Raw genomic sequence first — 21827 nt, 5'->3', positions numbered from 1 at the left:
CCTTTCGGCCTTGTCCGCGGGCGCCCGTCAGACCTGGGCGCGCTCCTCGACGACCTTGGCGATCTTCGCCAGGGCCTCGTCGACGGGGATGCCGTTCTCCTGGGATCCGTCGCGGTAGCGGAAGGAGACGGTGCCGGCGTTCATGTCGTCGTCGCCGACGATCACCATGAACGGGATCTTCCCCTTCTGGGCGTTCCTGATCTTCTTCTGCATCCGGTCCGCGGAGCTGTCGACGTCCACCCGAAGGCCCCGGTCCCTGGCCTTCCTGGCGAACTCCTCCAGGTACGGCACGTGGCTGTCCCCCACCGGGATCCCGACGGCCTGCACCGGCGCGAGCCACGCCGGGAAGGCGCCCGCGTAGTGCTCGAGGAGCACGGCGAAGAACCGCTCGATGGAGCCGAAGAGCGCCCGGTGGATCATCACCGGCTGCTGCTTGGAGCCGTCCGCGGCGGTGTACTCCAGGCCGAACCGCTTGGGCTGCTGGAAGTCGACCTGGATGGTCGACATCTGCCAGGAGCGGCCGATCGCGTCACGGGCCTGCACGGAGATCTTCGGGCCGTAGTAGGCGGCGCCGCCCGGGTCGGGGACCAGCGGAAGGCCCTGCTTCTCGGCGGCCTGGCGCAGGGTCTCGGTGGCCTCCTCCCACTCCGCGTCCTCGCCGATGAACTTGTCGGACTCGGGGTCGCGGGTGGACAGCTCCAGCTCGAAGTCGTGCAGGCCGTAGTCGCGCAGCAGGTCGAGGACGAAGGTGAGGAGCGAGTCGAGCTCCTGCGGCATCTGCTCCTTGGTGCAGTAGATGTGCGAGTCGTCCTGGGTGAAGCCGCGGGAGCGGGTCAGGCCGTGCACCACGCCCGACTTCTCGTAGCGGTAGACGGTGCCGAACTCGAAGAGGCGCAGCGGGAGTTCGCGGTAGGAGCGGCCGCGGGCCTTGTAGACCAGGTTGTGCATCGGGCAGTTCATCGCCTTGAGGCGGTAGTTCTGCTCGTCGAACTGGAGCGGGGGGAACATGGCCTCCGCGTAGCTCGGGAGGTGGCCCGAGATCTCGAAGAGCCGCTCCTTGGAGATGTGCGGGGTGTTCACGAACTGGTAGTCCGCGTCCTCGTGCCGCCGGCGCGAGTAGGTCTCCATCTCGCGGCGGACGATGCCGCCCTTGGGGTGGAAGACGGCGAGGCCGGGGCCGAGCTCCTCCGGGAAGGAGAAGAGATCCAACTCGTTGCCGAGCTTGCGGTGGTCGCGGCGCTCGGCCTCCGCGAGGAAGTCCAGGTGGGCCTTCAGCTCGTCCTTGGACGGCCACGCGGTGCCGTAGATCCGCTGGAGCTGCGGGTTCTTCTCGCTGCCGCGCCAGTAGGCGGCAGCCGAGCGCATCAGCTTGAACGCCGGGATGGCGCGGGTGGTGGGCAGGTGCGGGCCGCGGCAGAGGTCCTTCCAGCACAGCTCGCCGGTCTTGGCGTCGAGGTTGTCGTAGATGGTCAGCTCGCCGCCGCCGACCTCGGCGTCGGCGCCCTCGGCGGCCTGCGCCGCGTTCCCCTTGAGGCCGATCAGCTCCAGCTTGTACGGCTCGTCGGCCAGCTCCTCGCGGGCCGCCTCGTCGGTGGTGACGCGGCGTGCGAAGCGCTGCCCCCGCTTCTGGATCTCCTGCATCTTCTTCTCGACGCGCTTGAGGTCCTCGGGGGTGAACGGCTCGGGCATGTCGAAGTCGTAGTAGAAGCCGTCCCGGATGGGCGGGCCGATGCCCAGCTTGGCCTCGGGGAAGAGCTCCTGCACGGCCTGCGCCATGACGTGCGCGGTGGAGTGGCGCAGGATGTTCAGGCCGTCCTGCGAGGAGATCTCGACGGGCTCGACCTGCTCGCCGTCCTGGACCTGGTACGCGAGGTCCTTCAGCTCGCCGCCCACCCGGGCCGCGACGACGGTGCGCTCACCGGAGAAGAGGTCGGCGGCCGTAGTGCCCGGGGTCACCACGCGCTCTTCCCGCTCTGAAACGCGTTGGATGATCACACGGACGTCTGACACCGGTCTCTCCTGCCTGAAGGTGGATGCGGCGCACCGGCTCGCGCGCGCCGCCGGTGGTCGATCGTACCGAGCCGGGGGCGCCGACCGCTAAACAGTCGGCCGGGTCCCCCACCCGGCCCGGGCCCCGGGCCCGGCGGCGGCGACCCGGCCGACGGCGTCACTCCCCGCTGCACGCCTCCTCGAAGAAGTCCAGGTTCTCCTGGAGCGACTTCATCAGGCGGTCCCGCTCCGTCTCGTCGACCTGGACGGGCACCACGTCGTGGGCATGGGTGAGTTTGCGGAACCCGCCGCGGCTCTGCAACCTGCCGTGCACCCGGATGGGCAGCCCGACCAGGTGCGCGTGCCCCGCGATGCGGTACGCCTCCTCGTCCAGCGTCATCCGCACCCGCGCCACCTCGGCGCCGGCGATCACCCGCAGCCGTACGGTGCCCTCGCCGCGCGGCCCCGACCTGCGCATACGGACGACGGTGCCGGTGATGCGGACCGGCACGGAGGGTTCGCTCTGGAGGTAGCGTGCGCTCGCCTCGCGCAGGGCGGGCAGGTCGCCCGGGGAGAACTCGACGGGTTCCGTGGAGGAGGCACAGCCCTCGGGCGCACCGGCCGCGGGTGACCACTCGACCGCGACCCGGGCGCCCTGGGTGCCGCGCACCAGGGCGACGAGCGCCTCGGTCAGCTCGTGGCTGACGCCTGCCTCCACGGCGCCGTCGAACGCGTCCATGCCGCCGGTGGCGCGCCGGTAGTCGACGGCCTCCCGGGCGGCGAAGAGCGCCTGGTGCAGCCGGAGGGCGAGGGGTCGCGCCGTGCCGACGGGTACGAACGCCGTCAGCCGGCGCCCGCCCTCCGCGGCGCCCACCAGTACCTCACGCATCAACGCGGCGGCCGGGCCGCGGTGCCGCGCGCCGTAGTAGCCGGCGCGTGCGCGGGTGGCGAGGGCGCCGGCGAGCAGCATCCGGCGGGCCGCGCCCCGCAGCTTCTCCTCGGCCGGCCACGCCGCGGAGCCCGCGGGGCCGGTGGGCACATCGCGCCACCAGCGGATCTCGTCGCTGGGCACGGCGAGCGCGACCAGCACCTCGCGGGCGGCGGGCGTCCCGCTGCGGTCCAGCGCGGTGAGGGCCTCGTCGAGCAGGTCCTCGCTGTCGGGGTAGCCGCGGCTCTCCGGCACCAGCAGGCTGGTGCCCGTGGCCCGCCCGGCGGGGGCTCCGGGCGGGGTCCAGCGGCCGTACCGCCCGGGAGGGCCGCCGCGCCGCTGCCAGCCGTGCCGGGCGAGCAGGGCGCCGAGCACCACGGGGTCGACCCGGTCCGGCTCCGGCGGCCGGTACCAGGGGCCGTCGGTGTCGGTGGGGTGCTCCCTGCCGTGGTCCGCGGGGCTCCCGGACGCCGCTTGTGCGGGCTCGGGGCCCTTCCCGGGCCCGGGGCCGCGCCCGGAGGCGGAGGTCTGCACGGGCGCGAGGCGCGGGGGCTGCTCGAACGGCCGTTGTGTCACGGTGTGCCTCCCCTTCCGACCCGCGTCATTATCTCGCAGAGCGCTCGGTCGTCGAAGATGCGTGAAGTCGGAATCCGCACGGTCGTCCTGCGCCGGCCCGTGATCGGGTGCCCGGCGAGGTTGACCCAGTAGCAGCAGTGCCGCAGGTCGAGCCGGTCGTGGCCGGCGCGCAGCCAGTCCTCCTGCGACCGCGGCACGAGCATCACCACGAGAATCTTGTGCACGGCGACGGGGGCGCGGGCGAGCTTCGCCAGGTGGTCGTTGTCCAGGGTGAACGAGAAGGTGTCCCCCCTCCGGCGGGGCGTGCTGCGCCCCTTCTCCGCCGGGCGCGGAGCCGGCGGAACGGGCGGGATCTGGTAGGTGCACTTGAGCTGCACCTTGATGGTGACTTCGTCGTCGACCGTGTGTCCCGGCGCGCTGTGGCTGACGTGCCAGTCGATGCCGTTGTCGGGAAACGGCTGCGAGAGGGAGCAACCCGCCGCGGCGGCGACCGCGTGCAGATAGCCCACCTGCAACGTCTCCATGCAGGCGGTGACGGCGAGGCTGCCGCGCTGCACGGGCGGGGCCGTACCGGGCGGCCGCCCGTCTGCGGGGGACAGCCCGCCTTGTTCGGGCTGCGCGAGGGTCATGTCCCACGGGCCTTCCGGAACTGGTGCATCCCCATCGGGGCCTCAATTCCCGGCCCCCGTACCTGTGTTGTCTCCGTACCACATCGAATGCAAACAGCGTAGTGCGCAAACAGCCCGGGTATCACCAAACCGGGGCAGGGGACGGCGCGTCAACTGCCCAGGGGTCAGGAGGGAGTTGGGGTGCACATGACCTGCTGGTATGAGGGACCTCTGGCCGCTTTCGACACCGAGACCACGGGCGTCGACGTGGAGACCGACCGGATCGTGTCGGCCGCCGTCGTCGTCCAGGACGCCCCGGGGGCGAAGCCGCGCGTCGTGCGCTGGCTGGTGAACCCGGGCGTGCCGGTGCCGGAGGGGGCCACGGCCGTACACGGTCTGACACAGAGCCACCTGGAGAGCGAGGGCCGCTGGCCCGCGCCCGTGATGGAGGAGATAGGCAGGGAGGTCGCGGGGCACAACGCCGCGGGGCGTCCTCTGGTCGTGATGAACGCGCCGTTCGACCTGACACTGCTCGACCGCGAGCTGCGCAGGCACCGAGCGTCGTCCCTGGCGGCCTACCTGGCGGGCGCGCCGCTGTGCGTGCTGGATCCGCGGGTGCTCGACAAGCACCTGGACCGCTACCGCAAGGGCCGCCGCACCCTGACCGATCTGTGCGCGCACTACGGGGTGGAGCTGTCCGACGCGCATGACGCGGCGGCGGACGCGATCGCCGCGATGGATGTGGTGCGTGCGGTGGGCCAGCGCTTCGCGGCCCGCCTGGAGCGGCTCACTCCGCCCGAGCTGCACACCCTGCAGGCGACCTGGCACGCGGCCCAGGCCCGTGGCCTGCAGGCGTGGTTCGCGCACAACGGCTCCCCCGAGGCGGTCGACCCGTCCTGGCCCCTGCGCCCCGAACTCTCCGCGGCCGCCTGACCCGTCGAGCGGGTCCCTCCCCGGGCCTGCCCGGCGCCCGCACCGAGCGTCCCGGGCCCGACGACGATGGCGGCACCGTCCGCGTCCTGCGCGGACGGTGCCGCCATCGTGTGCGTCGACGTTCGTCGGGGCCATGCGAACCAAGGCGCCCGCCGCGGCGGAGACCATGGGGGCGCGGGTGGCGAAGCCGCCGCGGGGCGAGGCGGAGCCGGGCAAAGGGCGGAGCCGGGCAAAAAACCGACGAGGGTGACATGGCTCGCTTCTCGCGAGCCATGTCACCCTCGACCTCATGGGCGATACTGGGTTCGAACCAGTGGCCTCTTCGGTGTGAACGAAGCGCTCTCCCACTGAGCTAATCGCCCGTGAACGATGTGAACCATACAGGTCCGGGCACCGGTGGTTCAAACCGTTTCCAGGAGGCCGAGCAGCCCGAGCCGCCCGCCGCGCATCATCAGGGCGTGGTTGAAGCGGAAGGCGGGCCGGCAGGGCACGGCGAACCGGCGCATCAGTGGCTTGCACACCTCGACCTCCTGCTCGTACAGCGCGTGCGTGCCGGTGGCGTCGGGGGCGGCGACGAGGGTCCAGCGCGCCCAGCCGTCCAGGTCGCCGGTCATCGCGATCTCCAGGAGCCCGGCGACCGGGTCACGCTTGCTTTCACGGGCGGTGACCACGAGGTCGTACGGCAGCAGGGAGCGGAAGCGTACGGTGCCGGTGCGCTCGTCGAGCCGTGTCACCTCGCGGACCTGGGGCCACCAGGCGGGGTACTCGTGCGCGCGCTCCAGTACCTGGTACACCTCGGCGGGCTTGGCGGGCAGCCGCCAGAGGCTGCGGAATCGGTAGTGGCACCAGTCCATGGCCCCAGTCTGGCCGACCAGGGCCCGGACCGGACCCGGGAGTCGGGCAGCGATTCGGTACCGCCGGGCCGGTGGGCGGCCGGATCTGAGTAGGTCATGAGTACGCGCGCTCATGCCGGGCGGGGTGGCCGTGGGCACACTGCCCGCCATGGCAGACATCCCGCCTCCGGCCGAGGAGCTCCGCATCCTCGACCGTGAACTGCGGCAACTGGACTACCGCAGGGCCGTGTTGACGGCCCGCCGGGCCTGGCTGGTCGACGTCCTGGCCGGGGCGGCGGCGCAGGCTCCGCCCCGGGGCCCGGACGCGGGCTCCGCGCAGGCGGACCCGGCGGCGTCCGGCGCCGTCCCGCCGGACCCGGCAGGGCGGTTGTTGCCGCCTGTGCCGCCGGCACAGGGCGTTCCGCCGGCGCCGGCCGCTCCCCCGGTCGCGGCCGGTGGTGGGGCGGCGCGTCCGGACGCCTCGCCCGTGCGCGTGCAGAACGTCCTGCTGGTGCTCGGCGGCGTGCTGCTGGCCATCGCGGCCATCGCCTTCACGCTGCTGGGCTGGGGGCATCTGGGCATCGCGGGCCGCTCCGCGGCCCTGGCCGCCGTGACCGCCGCCGCGCTGGGCGTGCCGGTGGCGCTGATCGCCCGGGGACTGCGTTCGACGGCGGAGGCGGTGGCGGGCCTGGCACTGGCGCTGACGGTGCTGGACGCGTACGCCCTGCACCAGGTCGCGCTGCCGGACGCCGGCGGCACGGGCTACGCGGCGGCCGCGGCGGCGGTGCTGGCCGCGGGGTGGGGCGCGTACGGGCTCGCGCTGCGGGTCCTGCGGGTGCCGCCCGCCGCGGCGGTGGCGGGCGCGCAGTTGCCGCTGCTGCTGTGGGCGGTTGGGGCCGGCGGGGGCGTGCGCACGATCACGGCGGTGCTGCTGGTGACGGCGGGCCTCGACGCCGTGCTCGCGGCGCGGCTCGGCCCGGCCGCGGCGAGGCGGATGCCACGGTGGGCGGCGGTGGCGGTGGCCGTGACCGGGTGCTGCGCGACAGGCGGCGTCGGGCTGCCCGCCGCGCTGTGGCTGTCCTGGCAGGCTGCTTCGCCCTGGGACGCGGTGCGCGCGGGTGGTCTCCTCGCGCTGGGCGCCGCGGTCGCGCTGTGGGCCGCGTGGCGTCTGCCGCGCGCCGCTGCGGCCCTCGGTGCGGCGCTGGTGGGTGGTGTGGCGCTGGTGGCCGCCGGGGACGGTGTGCTGCGGACGGTGCTGCCCGGGGCGTGGACGGTGCCGGGGTACATGGTGTGCGGGGTGGTGGTGCTGGCAGGCGCGTGGGCCGTGCGCGCCGGGGCGCCGGGCCCCGTGGTCCGCGGGCTGACCCGGGCGGGCCTCGGCGTGCAGGGCCTGGGCGTGCTGTGGGCGCTGCCGGTGGCCGTGGCGGCCCTGCTGGGGCCGTTGGGCCTGACCGACGGCGTCTGGTCGGGGGCGCCGGCGCACATCGGGTTCGCGGTGGGCGGTGGCGGCTCCCACGTCTCCCACGTCTTCAGCGGGTACGGGTTCTCCCCCGTTCCCCACCTCCTCGTGCCCCATCCCCGGGTGGCCGTCCTGGTGCTGGCCCTGGCTGCGGGCACCATCGCCACCGTGCGCCGGCAGCGGAACGGCGGCGCGCGGAGGGCCGGCGCGGCGGGGTGGTCGGCCGGACTGGCCTGGGGTGCGCTGCTGGCGCTCCCGGTGGCGTTCGAACTCCCCTACGGCGCCGTGGTCGCGGCGGCGCTGCTGCTGACGGCCGCCACCCTCGCCGTGGCCGTCCGCGCCCCGCACCCGGTCGTGGCAGCCGTCGCGACCGCGCTCGCCGGTCCGACCTCGGCCTGGGCGGCCTGTCTTGCGCTGCCCTCCGAGACGGCCACCCTGGTGGCCTTCTGCCTGCTGACGGCGCTGTTCGCGGCGGGCGCCGCGGCGGCGCGGAGCGAGCCGGCGCCCGTGGGGCGGGTGTGCGCGGGCGCCGCCATCGGGTGCGCGGCGGCGCTGGCGGTCTCCGCGGGCGCCGCGTGGGAGCTGGAACCGCAGCACATCGCGCTGCTCGTCCTGCTCGTGCCGGCCGGCTCGACCGCCCTCGCCGCCCGGCTGGGGCGCTCGGGACCGCATCCGCTGGTGGGACCGGCCGAGGTGGGCGCGATCGTCACGGGGCTGCTGGCGGTGGGTCTGGCGGCGCGGGACCGTCCCGTGCTGGCTCTGGTGCTCGCTCTCTGCGCGGTACTGGCGTGCGTCGCGGCGCTCCGGCCGGAGAGCCGCAGGTCCGCCGGAGCGCTGGCCGCCGCGCTGTTCGTGCTGGCCTCGTGGGTGCGGTTGGCGGCGTGGGACGTGGACGTGCCCGAGGCCTACGGGCTGCCGGTCAGCGTTCCGGCGCTGCTGATCGGCGCGGTGCGCAGGCGGCGGGACCGCACCGCGTCCTCGTGGACGGCCTACGGCGCCGGTCTCGGGGCCACGCTGCTGCCGAGCCTTCTGGCGGCGTGGGCCGACGCGCACTGGATCCGGCCCCTGCTGCTCGGCGTATCGGCGCTGTCGATCACCCTCGCGGGCGCCCGGCTACGGCTCCAGGCGCCGCTGCTGCTGGGCGGCGGCGTGCTCGCCGCGGACGCGCTGCACGAACTCGCCCCCTACGTGGCGCAGGTGGCGGGCGCACTCCCCCGCTGGCTGCCGCCCGCGCTGATCGGCCTCGTCCTGCTGGGCCTCGGTGCCACGTACGAGCAGCGGCCGCGGGACGTGCGCCGGATCCGGGCGGCGTTCTCGCGGATGCGCTGAGGCGTGGACGGCTGCGGCGGCCCGGCTCTCCGGAATTCCTCCGCAATGCCGGGACTTTCGTTTCCGCCGGGCGCCGGGAACGCGCCGTCGACCGCCGCGCACAACGGAATGCGACCCGCTGGAACGGAAATCGCCGGGGTTGCGAAAACGCGAACCGGACCATCGTGGGTCCGTATGGACGAAAGCAGGTCCCAAAGGGTGAAGTTCTGTCAGTCTCCATCCCCCCAACGGTCCAGGAACCGTATCCGCCAATCAGCGGAACGCCACCCCTCGTAAGAGTGCCGCCGTCGCGGGGAACTCGCTGAAGCCGCCACGCGGGCAACCCCTCCAACATCCCCCGCACGGCGGTACGCACCCTCCCCACGAGGTGTCTTCCGTCCAGCCCGGGCAGCGCGCTCCCCGGCGCGGCCGGCGGTGCAGCAGACGGCACGCCCTGCGCAGACGGCGTCCGATGAGCGCATCCCCAAGACGGCGACATGCGGCGATGACCCCTCGGAGGGAGTGCGCCGGGACCGGTGCCCGGCATCTGAGCGAGCCTGGATGCAACGGGCATGCAAGGGGCGCACAATGCCGGTGGTGGCTGGCAGGCCGGAAAAGCGTGGACGCGACGAAAAGGGTGGCGTGTCCACGCGAAACGCGGACACGCCACCCTGATTCCATGGGCGATACTGGGTTCGAACCAGTGACCTCTTCGGTGTGAACGAAGCGCTCTCCCACTGAGCTAATCGCCCGAACGCACGGAGAACATTACCGCATGTCAGCAGGTGCTCGTGACCACCCCGGGACGGCACGGGGGCGGGCGGACGCGGAAGTCCGGGCGGAATGCGCGGGGCAGAGGCCAGGCGGACGGGCGGGCGGACGGCCGTGGTCAGCCTGCCGCGTTCCACGGCAGCGTCCAGCCGAGCTTCCAGACGTACACGGCCGCGCCCGCGGCGGCGGCGATCAGCACGACGCAGGTCAGGATGGTGTTCCGGCGCCGCACCTCGGGGGCGAGCGCCCGCCGCGTGGCCCCCATGACCTTGCGTTTGACCCAGCGCAGCACGAGCTGCGCCCAGACGAACTCGTGCGCCCAGATCCCCACCCCGGCGAAGATCACGAGCCAGCCCGGCCCCGGCAGCGGGAGCAGGACCACCCCGCCGCAGACCACGGCCAGGCCCACGACGAAGACGCCCACCCGCCAGCTCAGGTGGAGGGTCCGGCTCTCCTTGATGAATTTGGGCGCCCGCGACCCGAGGCCACGATCCGGCGGCTCTTCTGCCATGGTCGAACCCGACCGGAATTCGTCACTCCCCGTATTCATACGACCAAACGTACCCGACTGAAACCAGTCACCGGAATGGACGCCACCGGCAAACAAAACTCCGCCGTACGAGCTACCTAAAGACACTCAAAACCCACAAGGGGGTTTACAACGGCACCGTAGGTGGCATGTCGATTTCGCCGACGTGCGAATCCCCGAGCGCACACTGAGCGAAAGGCCCTGGCGCTTATGAACACCACGGTCAGCTGCGAGCTGCACCTGCGCCTCGTTGTGTCGAGCGAGTCCTCACTGCCTGTCCCCGCGGGACTGCGGTATGACACGGCCGACCCGTATGCCGTGCACGCCACCTTCCACACCGGAGCCGAGGAGACCGTCGAGTGGGTGTTCGCCCGCGACCTCCTCGCCGAGGGTCTGCACAGGCCGACCGGCACGGGAGACGTCCGCGTCTGGCCGTCCCGCAGCCACGGTCAGGGCGTCGTCTGCATCGCCCTGAGCTCGCCTGAGGGCGAGGCCCTGCTCGAGGCCCCGGCGCGAGCCCTGGAGTCGTTTCTGAAGCGAACGGACGCCGCCGTGCCACCAGGCACGGAGCACCGCCATTTCGACCTGGACACGGAGCTGTCCCACATCCTGGCCGAGAGCTAGGCCAGGGGCCGGGATCAGCCCCCGGCGCCGTCCGACTCGGGGAGACGGCGCAAGCCACCAGCGACACACGAGCCACGAGCCACCGCCAGAAGAGAACCACGACGACACACGACAACCTCATAGGGCACACACCGGCGCCGTCGCCGCGGAGATCCGCGGGGGCGGCGCCGCTGCGCGCCCGCCCCGCCGCGCCTCACGGCTCCCCTGCCGCCCGGCCGCACCGGGACGCGCCTCGGCAGGCGCCGCACCACGCACCTCCCGGCGCCGCGCGTCCCGGCGCCGTCCCGGCCCCCTGGGCCGCTCCCGACGGTGACGTCGGGACGGATGCCGTCCCGGCCCGCAGGAGCAGCCCCTGAAGCACTCAGGGCCTCTCCAGGGCCTGCGGGGAACCGATCGGGCGTGCCCGGCCGTTCGTGTCGCGAAGCCGCTAGCATCGGCGGGCATCGGCGGGCTCAGGCCCGATCCAGAGGGGCAGGGAGCAAACGTGCTGATTACCCACGACACCCGGTGTGCACTTGACGCCGTTGTCGATCTGGTGAACTCCGCACCGGACGCAGACGCCGCCGACGGACTCGCGGATGTGGACGCCCTGCGCACGTTCGTGGACCAGCACAACTTCAGCGACGTGGGTACGCTCACGGAGCGTGACCTCGCGGCCGTGCGTGCGGCACGCACCCGGTTCACGGAGGTCTTCGCGACGCACGACGCCAGGACCGCCGCCAAGCTGATCAACGAACTGCTCGCGGGCGCGGGCACGACGCCGCAGCTCACGGACCACGACGGCTTCGACTGGCACGTGCACTACTTCGCCCCGGGCGCGTCCGTCGCGGATCACATGGCGGCGGACTGCGGCATGGCTCTCGCGTTCTTCGTGGTCGCCGGAGAGCAGGAGCGGCTGCGCCGCTGTGCGGCCCCGGACTGCCGGAACGCGTTCGTGGACCTCTCGCGCAACCGGTCCCGCCGGTACTGCGACAGCCGCACCTGCGGCAACCGCCTGCATGTCGCCGCCTACCGTGCGCGGCGCAAGGAGGCCACCGGCTGATCCCGGTGCTCCGGGCCACCGGCTGTCCGCCGTGCTCCGGTGGCGACCGGAGCACGGCGTCGGGCCTCGTTCGGGTTGCAGGACCCTACTGGTGGATGACGGCCTTCCTGGGACTGCGGGATCTTCTGGGACCGGCGGCCTTCGGACCGGCGGCCTTCCTTCGTGTGCGGGACCTTCCGGGGCCGAAGGCCCTCCTCCGGCTCAAGGACCTTCCTGCGGCGGAAGGATCTTCCCGGTGGTTGGGGGCCTCCTCCGGGCCACGGGGACGAGCCGGGCTACCGCGGCTCCTCGGGGCCCCGGATCCCCGGGCTGGTGGTCGGACGGGGACTGCGGACCGGACCGGCGGGCCTCCGGGCCGGGTCACAGCAGTAAAAGATCGTGCAGCGACGCCAGAAGAAGCAGGCAGCCGATCACCGCCAGGAAGATCATCAAGGGTGGCTGGGAAAGGGCGAAAAGACAGCCTCGCCGCTCCTCGGTGACCGGGGCAGCGTCGCTTTGCGTTGTGTCGAGCATCTCGAGGTGATGATGTCGCAGGCCAGGTGCCGCTGGCGATCAACATGCCCGAATTGAGCGGTAGTTCGCCGGATTCCGTGACACGGCGGCAGTCATGCTGACGGATCGCGGCGAGTACGGACGGCGTGTGGGAGGAGGTCTCCGGCGCACGGGTGCGCGTGGGGGTGCGGAGCGGGTCGACGCGCCCGGTCAGACACCGGGCGCATGCTCCTCGGCCTCAGGCCAGGCCGCCTACCACCCGCCTGCTCTCGGCCGTCCGCTCAGATCCCGTGCTTCTTCAGGATGGCCTCGATGTCGCTGAAGTCGTCCGCACCGCCGCCGCCCGACCGGCCCTGGGCGGGCTTGGCCTGGGGCTGCGGCGTGCGCCCCTTGGGCTGCGGCGCGCGGCCGGCCGAGGGGTCCAGAGCGGGCGCGGAGGCCCCGGGGGCGACCGTGTCCCGCTGGGCCGCCCTCGCCTCCCGGCGCTCCTTGCGCGTGCCGCCCCTGCGCCGTTCGACGGAGCGGGTGGTCGCGAACAGCAGCCAGGCGACGCCGAGCACGCCGAAGCCCGCCCAGGCGGTGGGGCTGAACGCCGTGTGCGCGAGCCACTTCACGGCTCCCGTCATCACCAGGGCGACGGGCACGAGGGCGTACGCGGCGATACGGGTGGCCGCGAGGAAGCGCTTGCGGTAGGCGGTCACCACCGCGATGCCCAGGCCTGCCGCGGACACGGCGGAACAGACGGTCTCGGCAAACATCCTGTCCTCCAGGGACACACGGCGGGCGACTACCGCTTCCCATCCTGCACCGGCCCGCTCCCCTGGGCCACGCCTTCGACACGGCATCAGGGAGAACTCCGGGTCGGGGTCCTCCCCAGGGCCTGCCGGCGGACTCTTCCACCGGGCGCGCGCGGACCGCCGCCGCACCGCGACGACCGCACAGGGCGAACGGTCCCGGGACGGGTGACCGTCCGGGAACAGGAAGCCGTCCCGGCCTGCAAACGGGAAGGCGTCCGGCCTGGAACGGGAGGGCCTCCCGGTCCGGAACAGGAACCCGTCCCGGCCTGGCGCAGGAGCCCACCCCGGCCTGGCGCAGGAGCCCGCCCCGGCCTGGGAGACTGGGCCCCATGAACGACTCTTCGACCGCACCGCACGCCGAACGTCCCGTCCTGGACGTCTGGTGCGAGCTCCAGTGCCCCGACTGCCGCTCCGCGCTCGGCGACCTGCGCGCGCTGCGCGAGCGCTACGGCGACCGCCTCGAACTGCGGCTGCGGCACTTCCCCCTCGACAAGCACCGGCACGCCTTCGCCGCGGCCCAGGCCGCCGAGGAGGCGCTGGAGCAGGGCCGGGGCTGGCCCTACGTGGAGGCGGTGCTCGGCAGGGTCGACGAGCTCGGCCGCGAGGGCGAGCCGTTCCTCGTCGAGGTGGCGCGGGAACTGGGCCTGGACGCGGAGGAGTTCGACACCGCCCTCGTCGACGGCCGGCACATCCTCGCCGTGGACGCGGACCAGGCGGAGGGCAAGGCGATCGGGGTGACCGGAACGCCCACGTACATGATCGGCGGGCGGCGCCTGGACGGCGGCAAGAGCCAGGAGGGCCTGCGGGCCCGGATCGAGGAGATCGCGGACGGGCTGCTGGCGGGCGGCTGACGGGCTGCTCGGCCCTCCATGGGTGCCCCGGCCCGCCGGCCAAGGCCCCGGGAGAGCAGACCGGCGCGCCAGGGGTGCCTCCCGTTCGTCTGCGCCCTGCCGTCACCCGCGCGCCGTGCCCCACTCCCCTGCCACCCGCGCCCGCCTACCGGGGCCCACGCGCCCTCCAGGGCCCTCCAGGGACCGCCCGGACCGTCCCGGACCCGCCGGCCCCCTCTTGCGCCGGCCCGTTCGCTAGACCAGTTGCTTGTACAGGCCGAGGTTCTCCGTCCGGTACCCGAGCGACTCGTACAGCCTGATGGCCGGAGTGTTGCCCGCGAACACGAAGAGGCCGATGGTCCCGAACCCGGCGGACCGCGCCTGGTCCTCGGCGGCGAGCATCAGGGAGCGGCCGTGGCCCCGGCCGCGGTGCGCGTCGTCCACCTCCACGCTCAGCACGAACGCGGACTCGCCCCTGCGGGCGGCCCAGAGCGTGCCGACCGGCTTCCCGGCGTGCTCCAGGATCGTCACCGAGACGCCCTCCGTGGCCAGGCCCCGCGGCAGCTCGCGGGCGTGGTCGGCCTCCGACTTGGCACGCGCCTCGGCCTCCGGAACGCCCTGCCGGATCCAGGTGTCCGCGTAGGCGCGCTTGCGGTACTCGAGCCAGGGGCCGTACTCGTCGTCGGTCATGGGCCTGGCCGTGCTGCCCTCCGGAAGGGCCGGCCGCGTCCCGTCCAGTGTCTTGTCCATGCGGCGGCCGCGTTCCTGGTAGCCGAGCGCGGCCGCGAGGCCGAGAGCCGCGTCGGCGGTGGCGGAGGCGATCGTCTCGATCCGGGTGCAGCCCCAGGCCCGGGCCACCTCCTCCGCGGCGAGCGCGGCGACGGCGCCCCGGCCGCGGCCACGGTCGGGCTCCGCTATGCGGAGGTCGCGTATGACGGCGGTCCGGGGGCCGAACTCCGGATGGGTCGCAAGGTGCAGGGCACCCACGGGGCGGCTGTTCACGCACACCTGGTAGTGGCGCGACAACCCTCCGTCGGCGCCGTGTCGCAGCGGCTCGGTCGGCCGCAGGGTGGTGGTCACGGACGGTTCCCTACCCATGTGCGGGCCCGCGCGTCACCCGTGCGGCGCGACCGCCTCCGCCGGATGGCCGTGGCCGCTCACGGTTCGAGGTCGGCCCCGGCGCGCTCCTCGAACAGCCGCATCGCCTTGGCCGTGACGGGGCCCGGTGCGCCCGGCAGTTCGCGGTCGTCGACGCGGTGCACGGCCTGGATGTCACGGAGAGACGACGTCACGAAGACCTCGTCGGCCTCCTTCAGCACCTCGAAGGGCAGGTCCGTCTCGCGCACGCCGGCCCAGTCGACGACCAGCGCCCTCGTGATGCCGGCCAGGCATCCGGACGCGAGCGGCGGCGTGTGGACCTCCCCGTCGAGGACCACGAACACGTTGGTCCCGGTGCCCTCGCACAGCCGGTCGGCCGTGTTGGCGAACAGCGCCTCGGACGCGCCCTGCTCGTGGGCGCGGGCGAGTGCGACCACGTTCTCGGCGTACGAGGTGGTCTTCAGGCCGGCGAGGGCGCCGCGCTCGTTGCGCGTCCACGGGACCGTGATCGTCGCCGTGGAGTCGGGGCGCCGGGTGGTCTCGCCGACGGCGACGACGAGGGTCGGGCCCTGGTCGCCGCGGTCCGAGCCGAGGGGCGAGAGCCCGCCGGTGTAGGTGATGCGGAGCCTGCCCAGCGGCATGGGGTTGGCGTCGAGGACGGCGGTGCAGGCGCGCCGCACCTCGTCCCGGTCGGGCTCCGGCAGGCCGAGGCCGCGCGCGGAGCGCCCGAGCCGGTCGAGGTGCCGGTTCAGCGCGAAGGGCCGCCCTTCGACGGACTTCACGGTCTCGAAGATGCCGTCACCGACGGTCAGCCCGTGGTCGAACACGGAGACACGGGCGGAGGCGATGTCCTGGAGCGCGCCGTCGAGCCAGATCTTCACGTAAGGGTCCCTTCACTCGTGCCGGCGCCGTCCATCAGGTGCCGCTTGCTGTTCCCACTGTCCCGCTCCGCCCCACCCGGACGCCACCGCGATCGTCAGCGACCATGATCCGCCGGGGTCCCGCGGGCGGGCGGGCAGCCGCTCCGGGGCGCGCGGCGCACACCGCACGCGGCACACCGCGCGGCCCGTTGGCGACGCACCGTGGCCGCTCCCGCAGCAACCCGCCGCCCCCTCCGGGGAGGCCGGCCACCGAGCGCGGGGAAGCCCGGCCACCACCGCACGGGACCTCTGCGCACCGCGCACACCGGCGCCGCCGACGCGCCCCACCGAGCCCCGGCGTCCACCGTCACCACCGGGAAACCGCTGGACTCCCGGCCGCTGACCCGCTCGTCAACGCCGCCGACGGGCGCACCGGCAGTGCTTCCCATCCCCTGGAGGGTGCCGGTGGAGCGGGTTCCGCTTGCGGGAGCGTGGGCGACCGCGAGTCCGTGAACGGCGCCGCCGAGCCGCCCCGATGGTGGCCCTGGGTGGTCACAGCGCAGCACGCTGCGTAAACGCGTTTTTGTGCTGGCCCGGGAATCCGCTAGAGTTCACCACGTCACCGGGACGCGACAGCGGACCGAAGGGACAGGCGGACGTAGCTCAGTTGGTAGAGCGCAACCTTGCCAAGGTTGAGGTCGCGAGTTCGAGCCTCGTCGTCCGCTCGAAGGGTGAAGGGGTCTCTCGGGACTGCGACACCCGTGGTGGAGTGGCCGAGAGGCGAGGCAACGGCCTGCAAAGCCGTCTACACGGGTTCAAATCCCGTCTCCACCTCCATGGACGATTAGCTCAGCGGGAGAGCGCTTCCCTGACACGGAAGAGGCCACTGGTTCAATCCCAGTATCGTCCACTGGAGCTGCCGGACACGGCAGGCTTCCTGCGCGATTAGCTCAGCGGGAGAGCGCTTCCCTGACACGGAAGAGGTCACTGGTTCAATCCCAGTATCGCGCACACAGCAGATGAGCGGCGCGGCCGTCAGGTCGCGCCGCCGCTGTTTTCCCGGACGATTAGCTCAGCGGGAGAGCGCTTCCCTGACACGGAAGAGGCCACTGGTTCAATCCCAGTATCGTCCACGCGACAGAGGGCGACATGGGCCGCGGGCAGTGGGCCATGTCGCCCTTTCGCGTTCCAGGACACGCCTCAGCGCCTCGATGCCGCCGCGGTGACCGGCCGGGCAGCACGGCGGTGCCCCCGGCCGCGCCGGGGGCACCGCGTGGGTCAGGACGAGAAGAGCAGGTGCGCGAAGCCCCGGTTGTGACCGTGGTGGCCGTGGTGACCGTAGTGGCCGCCGTGGCCGCCCTGGTGGCCCCAGGCCGGCGCCGGAGCCGCCGGATACGCCTGGGGCGGCGGGGCCGGCTGCACCCACTGGGACTCCAAGCGGGTCAGTGCCTCCAGCTCGCCGTAGTCGAGGAAGATCCCGCGGCATCCGCTGCACTGCTCGATCTGGATGCCGTTGCGGTTGTACGTGTTCATCGGGGCATGGCACTTAGGGCACTGCATCCCGGATCAACTCCTCGCTATCCCGTTGGATTTCGCCGGAACGCCGCCCGGCTTCGGTCGATTGCACCCTACTTGGCGGCGCCCTTCTCCCCCTCCCCCGGCATCGCTCGTGTCTTTTTCCCCGGCGGACCTATCGGCTCCTGCGTCACCACCGGTACATCCGACATCCGCGCACAGGCGTCGACCATGGCCTGCTCCACCTCGTCCAGGGCGCGGGAGGCGGCCACGGCCCTCGACACCGCCAGGGCCGCCATCTGGACGCTGAGGGCGCGTGCGGGCACGTCCAGCGCCGGCCAGGGATCCTCCACCGCGGGCACGGCGGGGCCTCCGGACGCCCGGTAGGCGGCCAGGAACGCCGCCCAGTCGGCAGGGCCCACCACCCCGGCGGCGAACCACGCGGCCGGCCTGGCCAGGTCCCAGGCGGGCACGCCCAGGCCGAGGTCGTCCACGTCGATCAGCCGCCACGGTCCGCCGTCCTCCGGGCGGCGCACCAACTGGCCGATGTGCAGATCCCCGTGGCACAACCGCCACGGGTACGGCATGGGGGCCTCGTCCCGGGCCCAGGCGGGGAGCATCCGCCAGGCACGCAGCACCGGCGCGGCACCCGGGTGCGGGCCCGCCGCCAGCATCCGGTTCACGCCGCGCACGGCCTTCGCGGGCCCCCGCATCAGCGGCAGCGGGAACGGCAACTGCGAGGGTTCCACCCGGTGCAGGCGGGCGAGGAGGGCCCCGGCCTCCGCCCAGGGCACGGCCTCGGGAGCGGTGTCGGGCCTTACCGGCGACCCGTGCGGCCACAGGCTGACGAGACGGCCCCGGAAGGCCTCGGCGTCCGGGCGCAGCGGCGCAAGCAAGACGCCCTCCAGCGCGGGGTGGGCGGCCGCCGCCATCCGCAGGGAGAGCTGCGCGGCGTCGGTGTCCGGGGCGTGTGCCTTGGCCACGACATCGCCGTGGCGGACGACGGTGCCGTCGGCGCGGTCGGCGAGCACGGCCCCGGGCTCGGTGCAGGCGCACGCGGCGGCACCAGGGTGCACCGCCCTGCGCACCTTCGCCGTCAGCGCGGGCAGCACGTCTGTGGTCACCGGTCTCCCTGCGGTCGTACGGCGATCCTGTCCGCCGCGAGCCTACGCACCACGCCGATCGTGCTCCATCCCCCCTGCCCGTGCTTCGGGCCCCCGCCTGGGCCGGATCATCACCAGATCCCGCGGCGCCGCACTCCCCCACATGTGCCCCAGCCGGACCCGCCGGCCGCACGGGCGCCCGTGCTCCCGTGGCCGGGCGCCGCCGGTCCGGCGGAACCGGGCCGCTCTGGAGGAACCGGGCCGCGGAGGAACCCGGCCCCGAAGAGAAGGCTGCCCGCGCAGCTCCCCAGCTGCGCGGGCAGTGTGCCGTCCGCCGCACCCCCGTCCCCACGGGGTTTCGGGCTGGATGTCCCCGCCCGGGCCGCTCTCCCGGGCCTGGCGCGCAGGTCAGCGCCCCAGCATCATGCCCACGGACGACGCTTGTGTGACCACTGCGTCCCAGCCGCCGAAGACGACCACGAGCAGGGCCGCCAGGGGCAGGACCATGGCCGTCGCCACCAGTGGGTGGCGGGGGCCGGACGGGCGGGCGACGTGCGCAGCCCTGCGTCCGGGCAACCGGATCGCCGTGCGCGGTGCCGTGTCCGCCATGGTTCCGCTCCTGATCGTTTCTCCGGAGCCGGCCGCCCGGCTCCCTGTCGTACAGCGGCGGGTGCTGACCTCGGGGGACGAGCGCTGCACCCACCGCTTGACGACAAATCTAGGCGCGCGGGTGTTCACGGACGTCATGCCGTCGTACCGATTGGCGGGCCTCCCGGAGGATGAGCCTCCACGGCCGGAGTACTCCCCTGGGTGGAGAAGAAGACCTAGGTCTCAGGGTCTTCCCGCACGGGATGCGTCCCCGCGAGCCGGCCGGCCGCCATGCGCCGCTGGTGGGACGGGTGCTGGGAGTGATGTCGATCACTTCTGCGCGTTCCGGGCGCAACAGTTGTGCGCGTACCCCGTGCCGGCTCGCGTATCCGGGGCGCGCTCGGACGTGCGCCCCCGGCGCGCGGCCGGGTGGGAGGCCCGGGTGCCCCGGCCGTCCGAGCCGTCCCAACACGCCTGCCTCGCGGGACGGTTGAGAAAGAGTACAGGTGGGAAGACGTGGGGCGGCACGGTGGGGGCGCGCAGATTCCCCGTCGCGCCTGGTGACGAGATTCGGTCGGTCCGGGAGGGCGCGGCCTCTGCGCGCACCAGGCCACGGATACGTAAGCTGTGGCTCGTCAGATGGACCGGCAGCGGGGATGAACATGGCGATGATGCGGCTCCGGCGCGAGGACCCGCGAGTCGTCGGCTCGTTCAGGCTCCACCGGCGCCTGGGCGCGGGCGGGATGGGCGTGGTCTATCTGGGGTCGGACCGCCGCGGCCAGCGGGTCGCGCTGAAGGTGATCCGCCCGGACCTGGCGGAGGATCAGGAGTTCCGGTCCCGCTTCGCGCGCGAGGTCTCCGCGGCCCGCCGGATCCGCGGCGGCTGCACGGCCCGGCTGGTGGCCGCCGACCTGGAGGCGGACCGCCCGTGGTTCGCGACGCAGTACGTCCCCGGCCCCTCCCTGCACGACAAAGTGGCCGAAGAGGGCCCCCTGTCGGCCGCCGATGTGGCCGCCGTGGGCGCCGCCCTGTCAGAGGGTCTGGTCGCCGTGCACGAGGCGGGCGTGGTGCACCGGGACCTGAAACCGTCGAACATCCTGCTGTCCCCGAAGGGCCCGCGGATCATCGACTTCGGCATCGCGTGGGCGACCGGCGCCAGCACGCTCACGCACGTCGGCACGGCGGTCGGCTCGCCCGGCTTCCTCGCGCCGGAGCAGGTGCGCGGAGCCGCCGTCACACCCGCCACGGACGTCTTCGCGCTGGGCGCGACGCTGGCCTACGCAGCGACCGCCGACTCCCCGTTCGGGCACGGCAGTTCCGAGGTGATGCTGTACCGGGTGGTGCACGAGGAGCCCCAGGTGCAGGGCGTCCCCGACGCGTTGGCCCCGCTGGTCAGCGCCTGCCTCGCCAAGGACCCGGAGGAGCGGCCGAGCACGCTGCAACTCTCCCTGCGGCTCAAGGAGATCGCGGCCCGCGAGACCCACGGCCTGGCGGACGTCCGGCCCGCCGGCCCGCGCGGCGACCTCGGCCGCCCGTCGGGGCGGCTCGCCCAGGAGTACGTGGAGCAGCGCACCCAGCGGCGCCCGCCCGTCCCGTCGCAGGGCACCCCCACGCCCAGGAACGGCAGCGCACGCACCAGCGGGGCGCGGGGGGCCGGCGGGCGTCCCGGTCCCCGCTCCCAGCCGGGCCAGCCGGGCCGCGAGTCGGCGCGCCCCGGCGCGAAGCCCGCGGCGCGTGGCGGCACGGGCCGCGGCGGGCCGCGGCCGGCCGGCTCCGGGAGGCGTCCGGCCAACCCCCGGCTGCTGCGGCAGCGGCTGTTCGTGTTCGTGGTGGTGACCCTGCTGGTGGCGCTGGGCATCGCGGCCGCGCAGGGCTGCCAGGGGCCGGACCGCGGTCTCGGCGGGGTCCCGGCCCGGCCGCCGGCGGGCTCGGCGCACTCCGCGAGCGCCGGTCGGGGCGCGGGTGTGTCGGCTCCTCCGCCGGCCCCCCAGGACTCGGCTCCCCTACCGGTGGCTCACGACTCGGCTCCCCTGCCGGTCCCGCCGGTCCCTCAGGACTCGGGCCGGCCCGCCGTCACCGCGTAGAAGGCGACCGCGGCCGCCGCACCGACGTTCAGCGAGTCGACGCCGTGCGCCATCGGAATCCGCACCAGGGCGTCGGCCGCCGAGAGTGCGCGGCGGGACAGGCCGGTGCCCTCGGCGCCCACCATCAGCGCCACCCGCGGCTTCCGGTGCGCGGCCACGGTGTCGAGGGGGACGGCCCGCGCGTCCGGAGTGAGCGCGAGCAGCTCGAACCCGGCCCGCCCGAGCGCGTCGAGGCCGCCCGGCCACACGGGCACGCGCGCGTACGGCACCGAGAAGACGGCGCCCATGGAGACCTTCACGGAACGCCGGTAGAGCGGGTCCGCGCAGTCCGGCGAGAGCAGCACCGCGTCCATGCCGAGCGCCGCGGCGGAGCGGAAGATCGCGCCCACGTTGGTGTGGTCGTTGACGGACTCCATCACCGCGACGCGGCGCGCGGTCCGCAGCAGGTCCTCCGCGGCGGGCAGCGGCCGGCGCTGCATGGCGGCGAGCGCGCCGCGGTGCACGTGGTAGCCGGTGACCCGCTCGGCCAGTTCGGGCGTGACCGCGTACACGGGGGCGGTGGCGGACTCGATGATGTCGCCCATGGCGGCGAACCACTTCTCGGAGAGCAGCATCGAGCGCATCGTGTACCCGGCGTCCAGGGCGCGCCGGACGACCTTCTCCCCCTCGGCGATGAACAGCCCCTCGGCGGGCTCCCGCCTGCGGCGCAGCTCCACGTCCGTCAGGTCCGTGTAGTCCCGCAGCCGGGGGTCGTCCGGGTCGTCCACGGTCTGGGGTGCGGCCACCGGGGCACCGCCTCCTCTGCTGTCGTCGCCCTGCTGCTCCGCCGCGGGACTTGCCTCCGCCGGCCGGACGGGGCC

The 21827-nt window shown here is 73.8% G+C and carries 19 protein-coding genes and 7 tRNA genes; 11 read left to right on the top strand and 15 right to left on the bottom strand.

Features of this window, described 5'->3' with window-relative positions; all coding sequences use genetic code 11:
• Positions 1 to 27: 27 nt before the first annotated feature.
• From thrS to Sm713_RS21485, 3 genes are all read right to left on the bottom strand, one after another.
• Entirely contained in the window at positions 28 to 2010 is a 1983-nt protein-coding gene (gene thrS / locus Sm713_RS21495) for a threonine--tRNA ligase (protein ID WP_212911187.1), read from the bottom strand.
• Between the two features lie 157 nt (positions 2011 to 2167).
• Positions 2168 to 3451, bottom strand: a complete 1284-nt coding sequence (locus Sm713_RS21490; RefSeq protein ID WP_374196060.1) for a hypothetical protein — start codon at positions 3449 to 3451, stop codon at positions 2168 to 2170.
• 38 nt (positions 3452 to 3489) lie between these two features.
• Positions 3490 to 4122, bottom strand: coding sequence for a DUF4365 domain-containing protein (locus Sm713_RS21485; RefSeq protein WP_212911186.1), 633 nt, complete (start codon positions 4120 to 4122; stop codon positions 3490 to 3492).
• Between the two features lie 186 nt (positions 4123 to 4308).
• Between Sm713_RS21485 and Sm713_RS21480 the strand changes: the two genes are divergently transcribed.
• Positions 4309 to 5034: a 3'-5' exonuclease gene (locus Sm713_RS21480; protein WP_212911185.1), complete on the top strand. Its 726-nt coding sequence runs from the start codon at positions 4309 to 4311 to the stop codon at positions 5032 to 5034.
• A 290-nt stretch (positions 5035 to 5324) separates the two neighbouring features.
• Here Sm713_RS21480 and Sm713_RS21475 read toward each other — a convergent pair.
• Positions 5325 to 5396, bottom strand: a tRNA-Val gene (locus Sm713_RS21475).
• A 39-nt stretch (positions 5397 to 5435) separates the two neighbouring features.
• Positions 5436 to 5888, bottom strand: coding sequence for an SRPBCC family protein (locus Sm713_RS21470; RefSeq protein ID WP_212911184.1), 453 nt, complete (start codon positions 5886 to 5888; stop codon positions 5436 to 5438).
• A 148-nt stretch (positions 5889 to 6036) separates the two neighbouring features.
• Between Sm713_RS21470 and Sm713_RS21465 the strand changes: the two genes are divergently transcribed.
• On the top strand, positions 6037 to 8655 hold the full coding sequence (locus Sm713_RS21465; protein ID WP_212911183.1) for an SCO7613 C-terminal domain-containing membrane protein: 2619 nt from the start codon (positions 6037 to 6039) through the stop codon (positions 8653 to 8655).
• Between the two features lie 659 nt (positions 8656 to 9314).
• Here Sm713_RS21465 and Sm713_RS21460 read toward each other — a convergent pair.
• Together Sm713_RS21460 and Sm713_RS21455 are read right to left on the bottom strand one after the other, a co-directional pair.
• Positions 9315 to 9386, bottom strand: a tRNA-Val gene (locus tag Sm713_RS21460).
• A gap of 137 nt (positions 9387 to 9523) precedes the next feature.
• Entirely contained in the window at positions 9524 to 9955 is a 432-nt protein-coding gene (locus tag Sm713_RS21455; RefSeq protein WP_212911182.1) for a TIGR02611 family protein, read from the bottom strand.
• Positions 9956 to 10144: 189 nt separating this feature from the next.
• Here Sm713_RS21455 and Sm713_RS21450 point away from each other — a divergent pair, with 189 nt between their 5' ends.
• Together Sm713_RS21450 and Sm713_RS21445 are read left to right on the top strand one after the other, a co-directional pair.
• Positions 10145 to 10558 (top strand): SsgA family sporulation/cell division regulator, encoded by a 414-nt coding sequence (locus Sm713_RS21450; protein ID WP_003959770.1) that lies wholly within the window; start codon positions 10145 to 10147, stop codon positions 10556 to 10558.
• 484 nt (positions 10559 to 11042) lie between these two features.
• Positions 11043 to 11600, top strand: a complete 558-nt coding sequence (locus Sm713_RS21445; RefSeq protein WP_212911181.1) for a CGNR zinc finger domain-containing protein — start codon at positions 11043 to 11045, stop codon at positions 11598 to 11600.
• 360 nt (positions 11601 to 11960) lie between these two features.
• On the opposite strand, the gene Sm713_RS21440 is transcribed toward Sm713_RS21445, so the two are convergent.
• Together Sm713_RS21440 and Sm713_RS21435 are read right to left on the bottom strand one after the other, a co-directional pair.
• The gene (locus tag Sm713_RS21440) at positions 11961 to 12113 is read right to left on the bottom strand and encodes a hypothetical protein (RefSeq protein WP_212911180.1); all 153 of its coding nucleotides are present in this window, start codon (positions 12111 to 12113) and stop codon (positions 11961 to 11963) included.
• Between the two features lie 260 nt (positions 12114 to 12373).
• Positions 12374 to 12850, bottom strand: a complete 477-nt coding sequence (locus Sm713_RS21435) for a hypothetical protein (protein WP_212911179.1) — start codon at positions 12848 to 12850, stop codon at positions 12374 to 12376.
• 368 nt (positions 12851 to 13218) lie between these two features.
• Here Sm713_RS21435 and Sm713_RS21430 point away from each other — a divergent pair, with 368 nt between their 5' ends.
• Positions 13219 to 13740, top strand: coding sequence for a DsbA family protein (locus tag Sm713_RS21430; protein WP_212911178.1), 522 nt, complete (start codon positions 13219 to 13221; stop codon positions 13738 to 13740).
• A 234-nt stretch (positions 13741 to 13974) separates the two neighbouring features.
• Here Sm713_RS21430 and Sm713_RS21425 read toward each other — a convergent pair whose 3' ends face one another.
• Together Sm713_RS21425 and Sm713_RS21420 are read right to left on the bottom strand one after the other, a co-directional pair.
• Positions 13975 to 14799: a GNAT family N-acetyltransferase gene (locus Sm713_RS21425; RefSeq protein ID WP_249416421.1), complete on the bottom strand. Its 825-nt coding sequence runs from the start codon at positions 14797 to 14799 to the stop codon at positions 13975 to 13977.
• Positions 14800 to 14876: 77 nt separating this feature from the next.
• Positions 14877 to 15698 carry an aminotransferase class IV gene (locus Sm713_RS21420; RefSeq protein ID WP_212911176.1) on the bottom strand — a complete coding sequence of 274 codons (822 nt, stop codon included), beginning with the start codon at positions 15696 to 15698 and terminating at the stop codon, positions 14877 to 14879.
• 631 nt (positions 15699 to 16329) lie between these two features.
• Here Sm713_RS21420 and Sm713_RS21415 point away from each other — a divergent pair.
• The 5 genes from Sm713_RS21415 to Sm713_RS21395 all read left to right on the top strand — a co-directional run bounded on the left by Sm713_RS21415 (position 16330) and on the right by Sm713_RS21395 (position 16810).
• A tRNA-Gly gene (locus Sm713_RS21415) sits at positions 16330 to 16402 on the top strand.
• A gap of 38 nt (positions 16403 to 16440) precedes the next feature.
• Positions 16441 to 16514: transfer RNA gene (locus tag Sm713_RS21410), tRNA-Cys, on the top strand.
• A 1-nt stretch (position 16515) separates the two neighbouring features.
• Positions 16516 to 16587 (top strand) — tRNA-Val (locus Sm713_RS21405).
• 29 nt (positions 16588 to 16616) lie between these two features.
• A tRNA-Val gene (locus tag Sm713_RS21400) sits at positions 16617 to 16688 on the top strand.
• A 50-nt stretch (positions 16689 to 16738) separates the two neighbouring features.
• Positions 16739 to 16810 (top strand) — tRNA-Val (locus tag Sm713_RS21395).
• 145 nt (positions 16811 to 16955) lie between these two features.
• Here Sm713_RS21395 and Sm713_RS21390 read toward each other — a convergent pair.
• The 3 genes from Sm713_RS21390 to Sm713_RS21380 form a co-directional block, all read right to left on the bottom strand.
• The gene (locus Sm713_RS21390; RefSeq protein ID WP_212911175.1) at positions 16956 to 17237 is read right to left on the bottom strand and encodes a zf-TFIIB domain-containing protein; all 282 of its coding nucleotides are present in this window, start codon (positions 17235 to 17237) and stop codon (positions 16956 to 16958) included.
• 68 nt (positions 17238 to 17305) lie between these two features.
• Positions 17306 to 18316, bottom strand: a complete 1011-nt coding sequence (locus Sm713_RS21385; protein WP_212911174.1) for a phosphotransferase enzyme family protein — start codon at positions 18314 to 18316, stop codon at positions 17306 to 17308.
• A 387-nt stretch (positions 18317 to 18703) separates the two neighbouring features.
• On the bottom strand, positions 18704 to 18904 hold the full coding sequence (locus Sm713_RS21380) for a hypothetical protein (RefSeq protein WP_212911173.1): 201 nt from the start codon (positions 18902 to 18904) through the stop codon (positions 18704 to 18706).
• Between the two features lie 635 nt (positions 18905 to 19539).
• Here Sm713_RS21380 and Sm713_RS21375 point away from each other — a divergent pair.
• Positions 19540 to 20967 (top strand): serine/threonine-protein kinase, encoded by a 1428-nt coding sequence (locus tag Sm713_RS21375; protein ID WP_212911172.1) that lies wholly within the window; start codon positions 19540 to 19542, stop codon positions 20965 to 20967.
• Here the strand turns inward: Sm713_RS21375 and Sm713_RS21370 are convergent.
• Positions 20934 to 21752 (bottom strand): RNA methyltransferase, encoded by an 819-nt coding sequence (locus Sm713_RS21370; protein ID WP_212911171.1) that lies wholly within the window; start codon positions 21750 to 21752, stop codon positions 20934 to 20936. The two genes, Sm713_RS21375 and Sm713_RS21370, sit on opposite strands and share 34 nt — an antisense overlap.
• Positions 21753 to 21827: the final 75 nt, after the last annotated feature.

It is taken from the genome of Streptomyces sp. TS71-3, assembly GCF_018327685.1.
In the GTDB taxonomy this organism is placed as follows: domain Bacteria; phylum Actinomycetota; class Actinomycetes; order Streptomycetales; family Streptomycetaceae; genus Streptomyces.
This window is presented reverse-complemented; position numbering and strand designations above follow the sequence as displayed.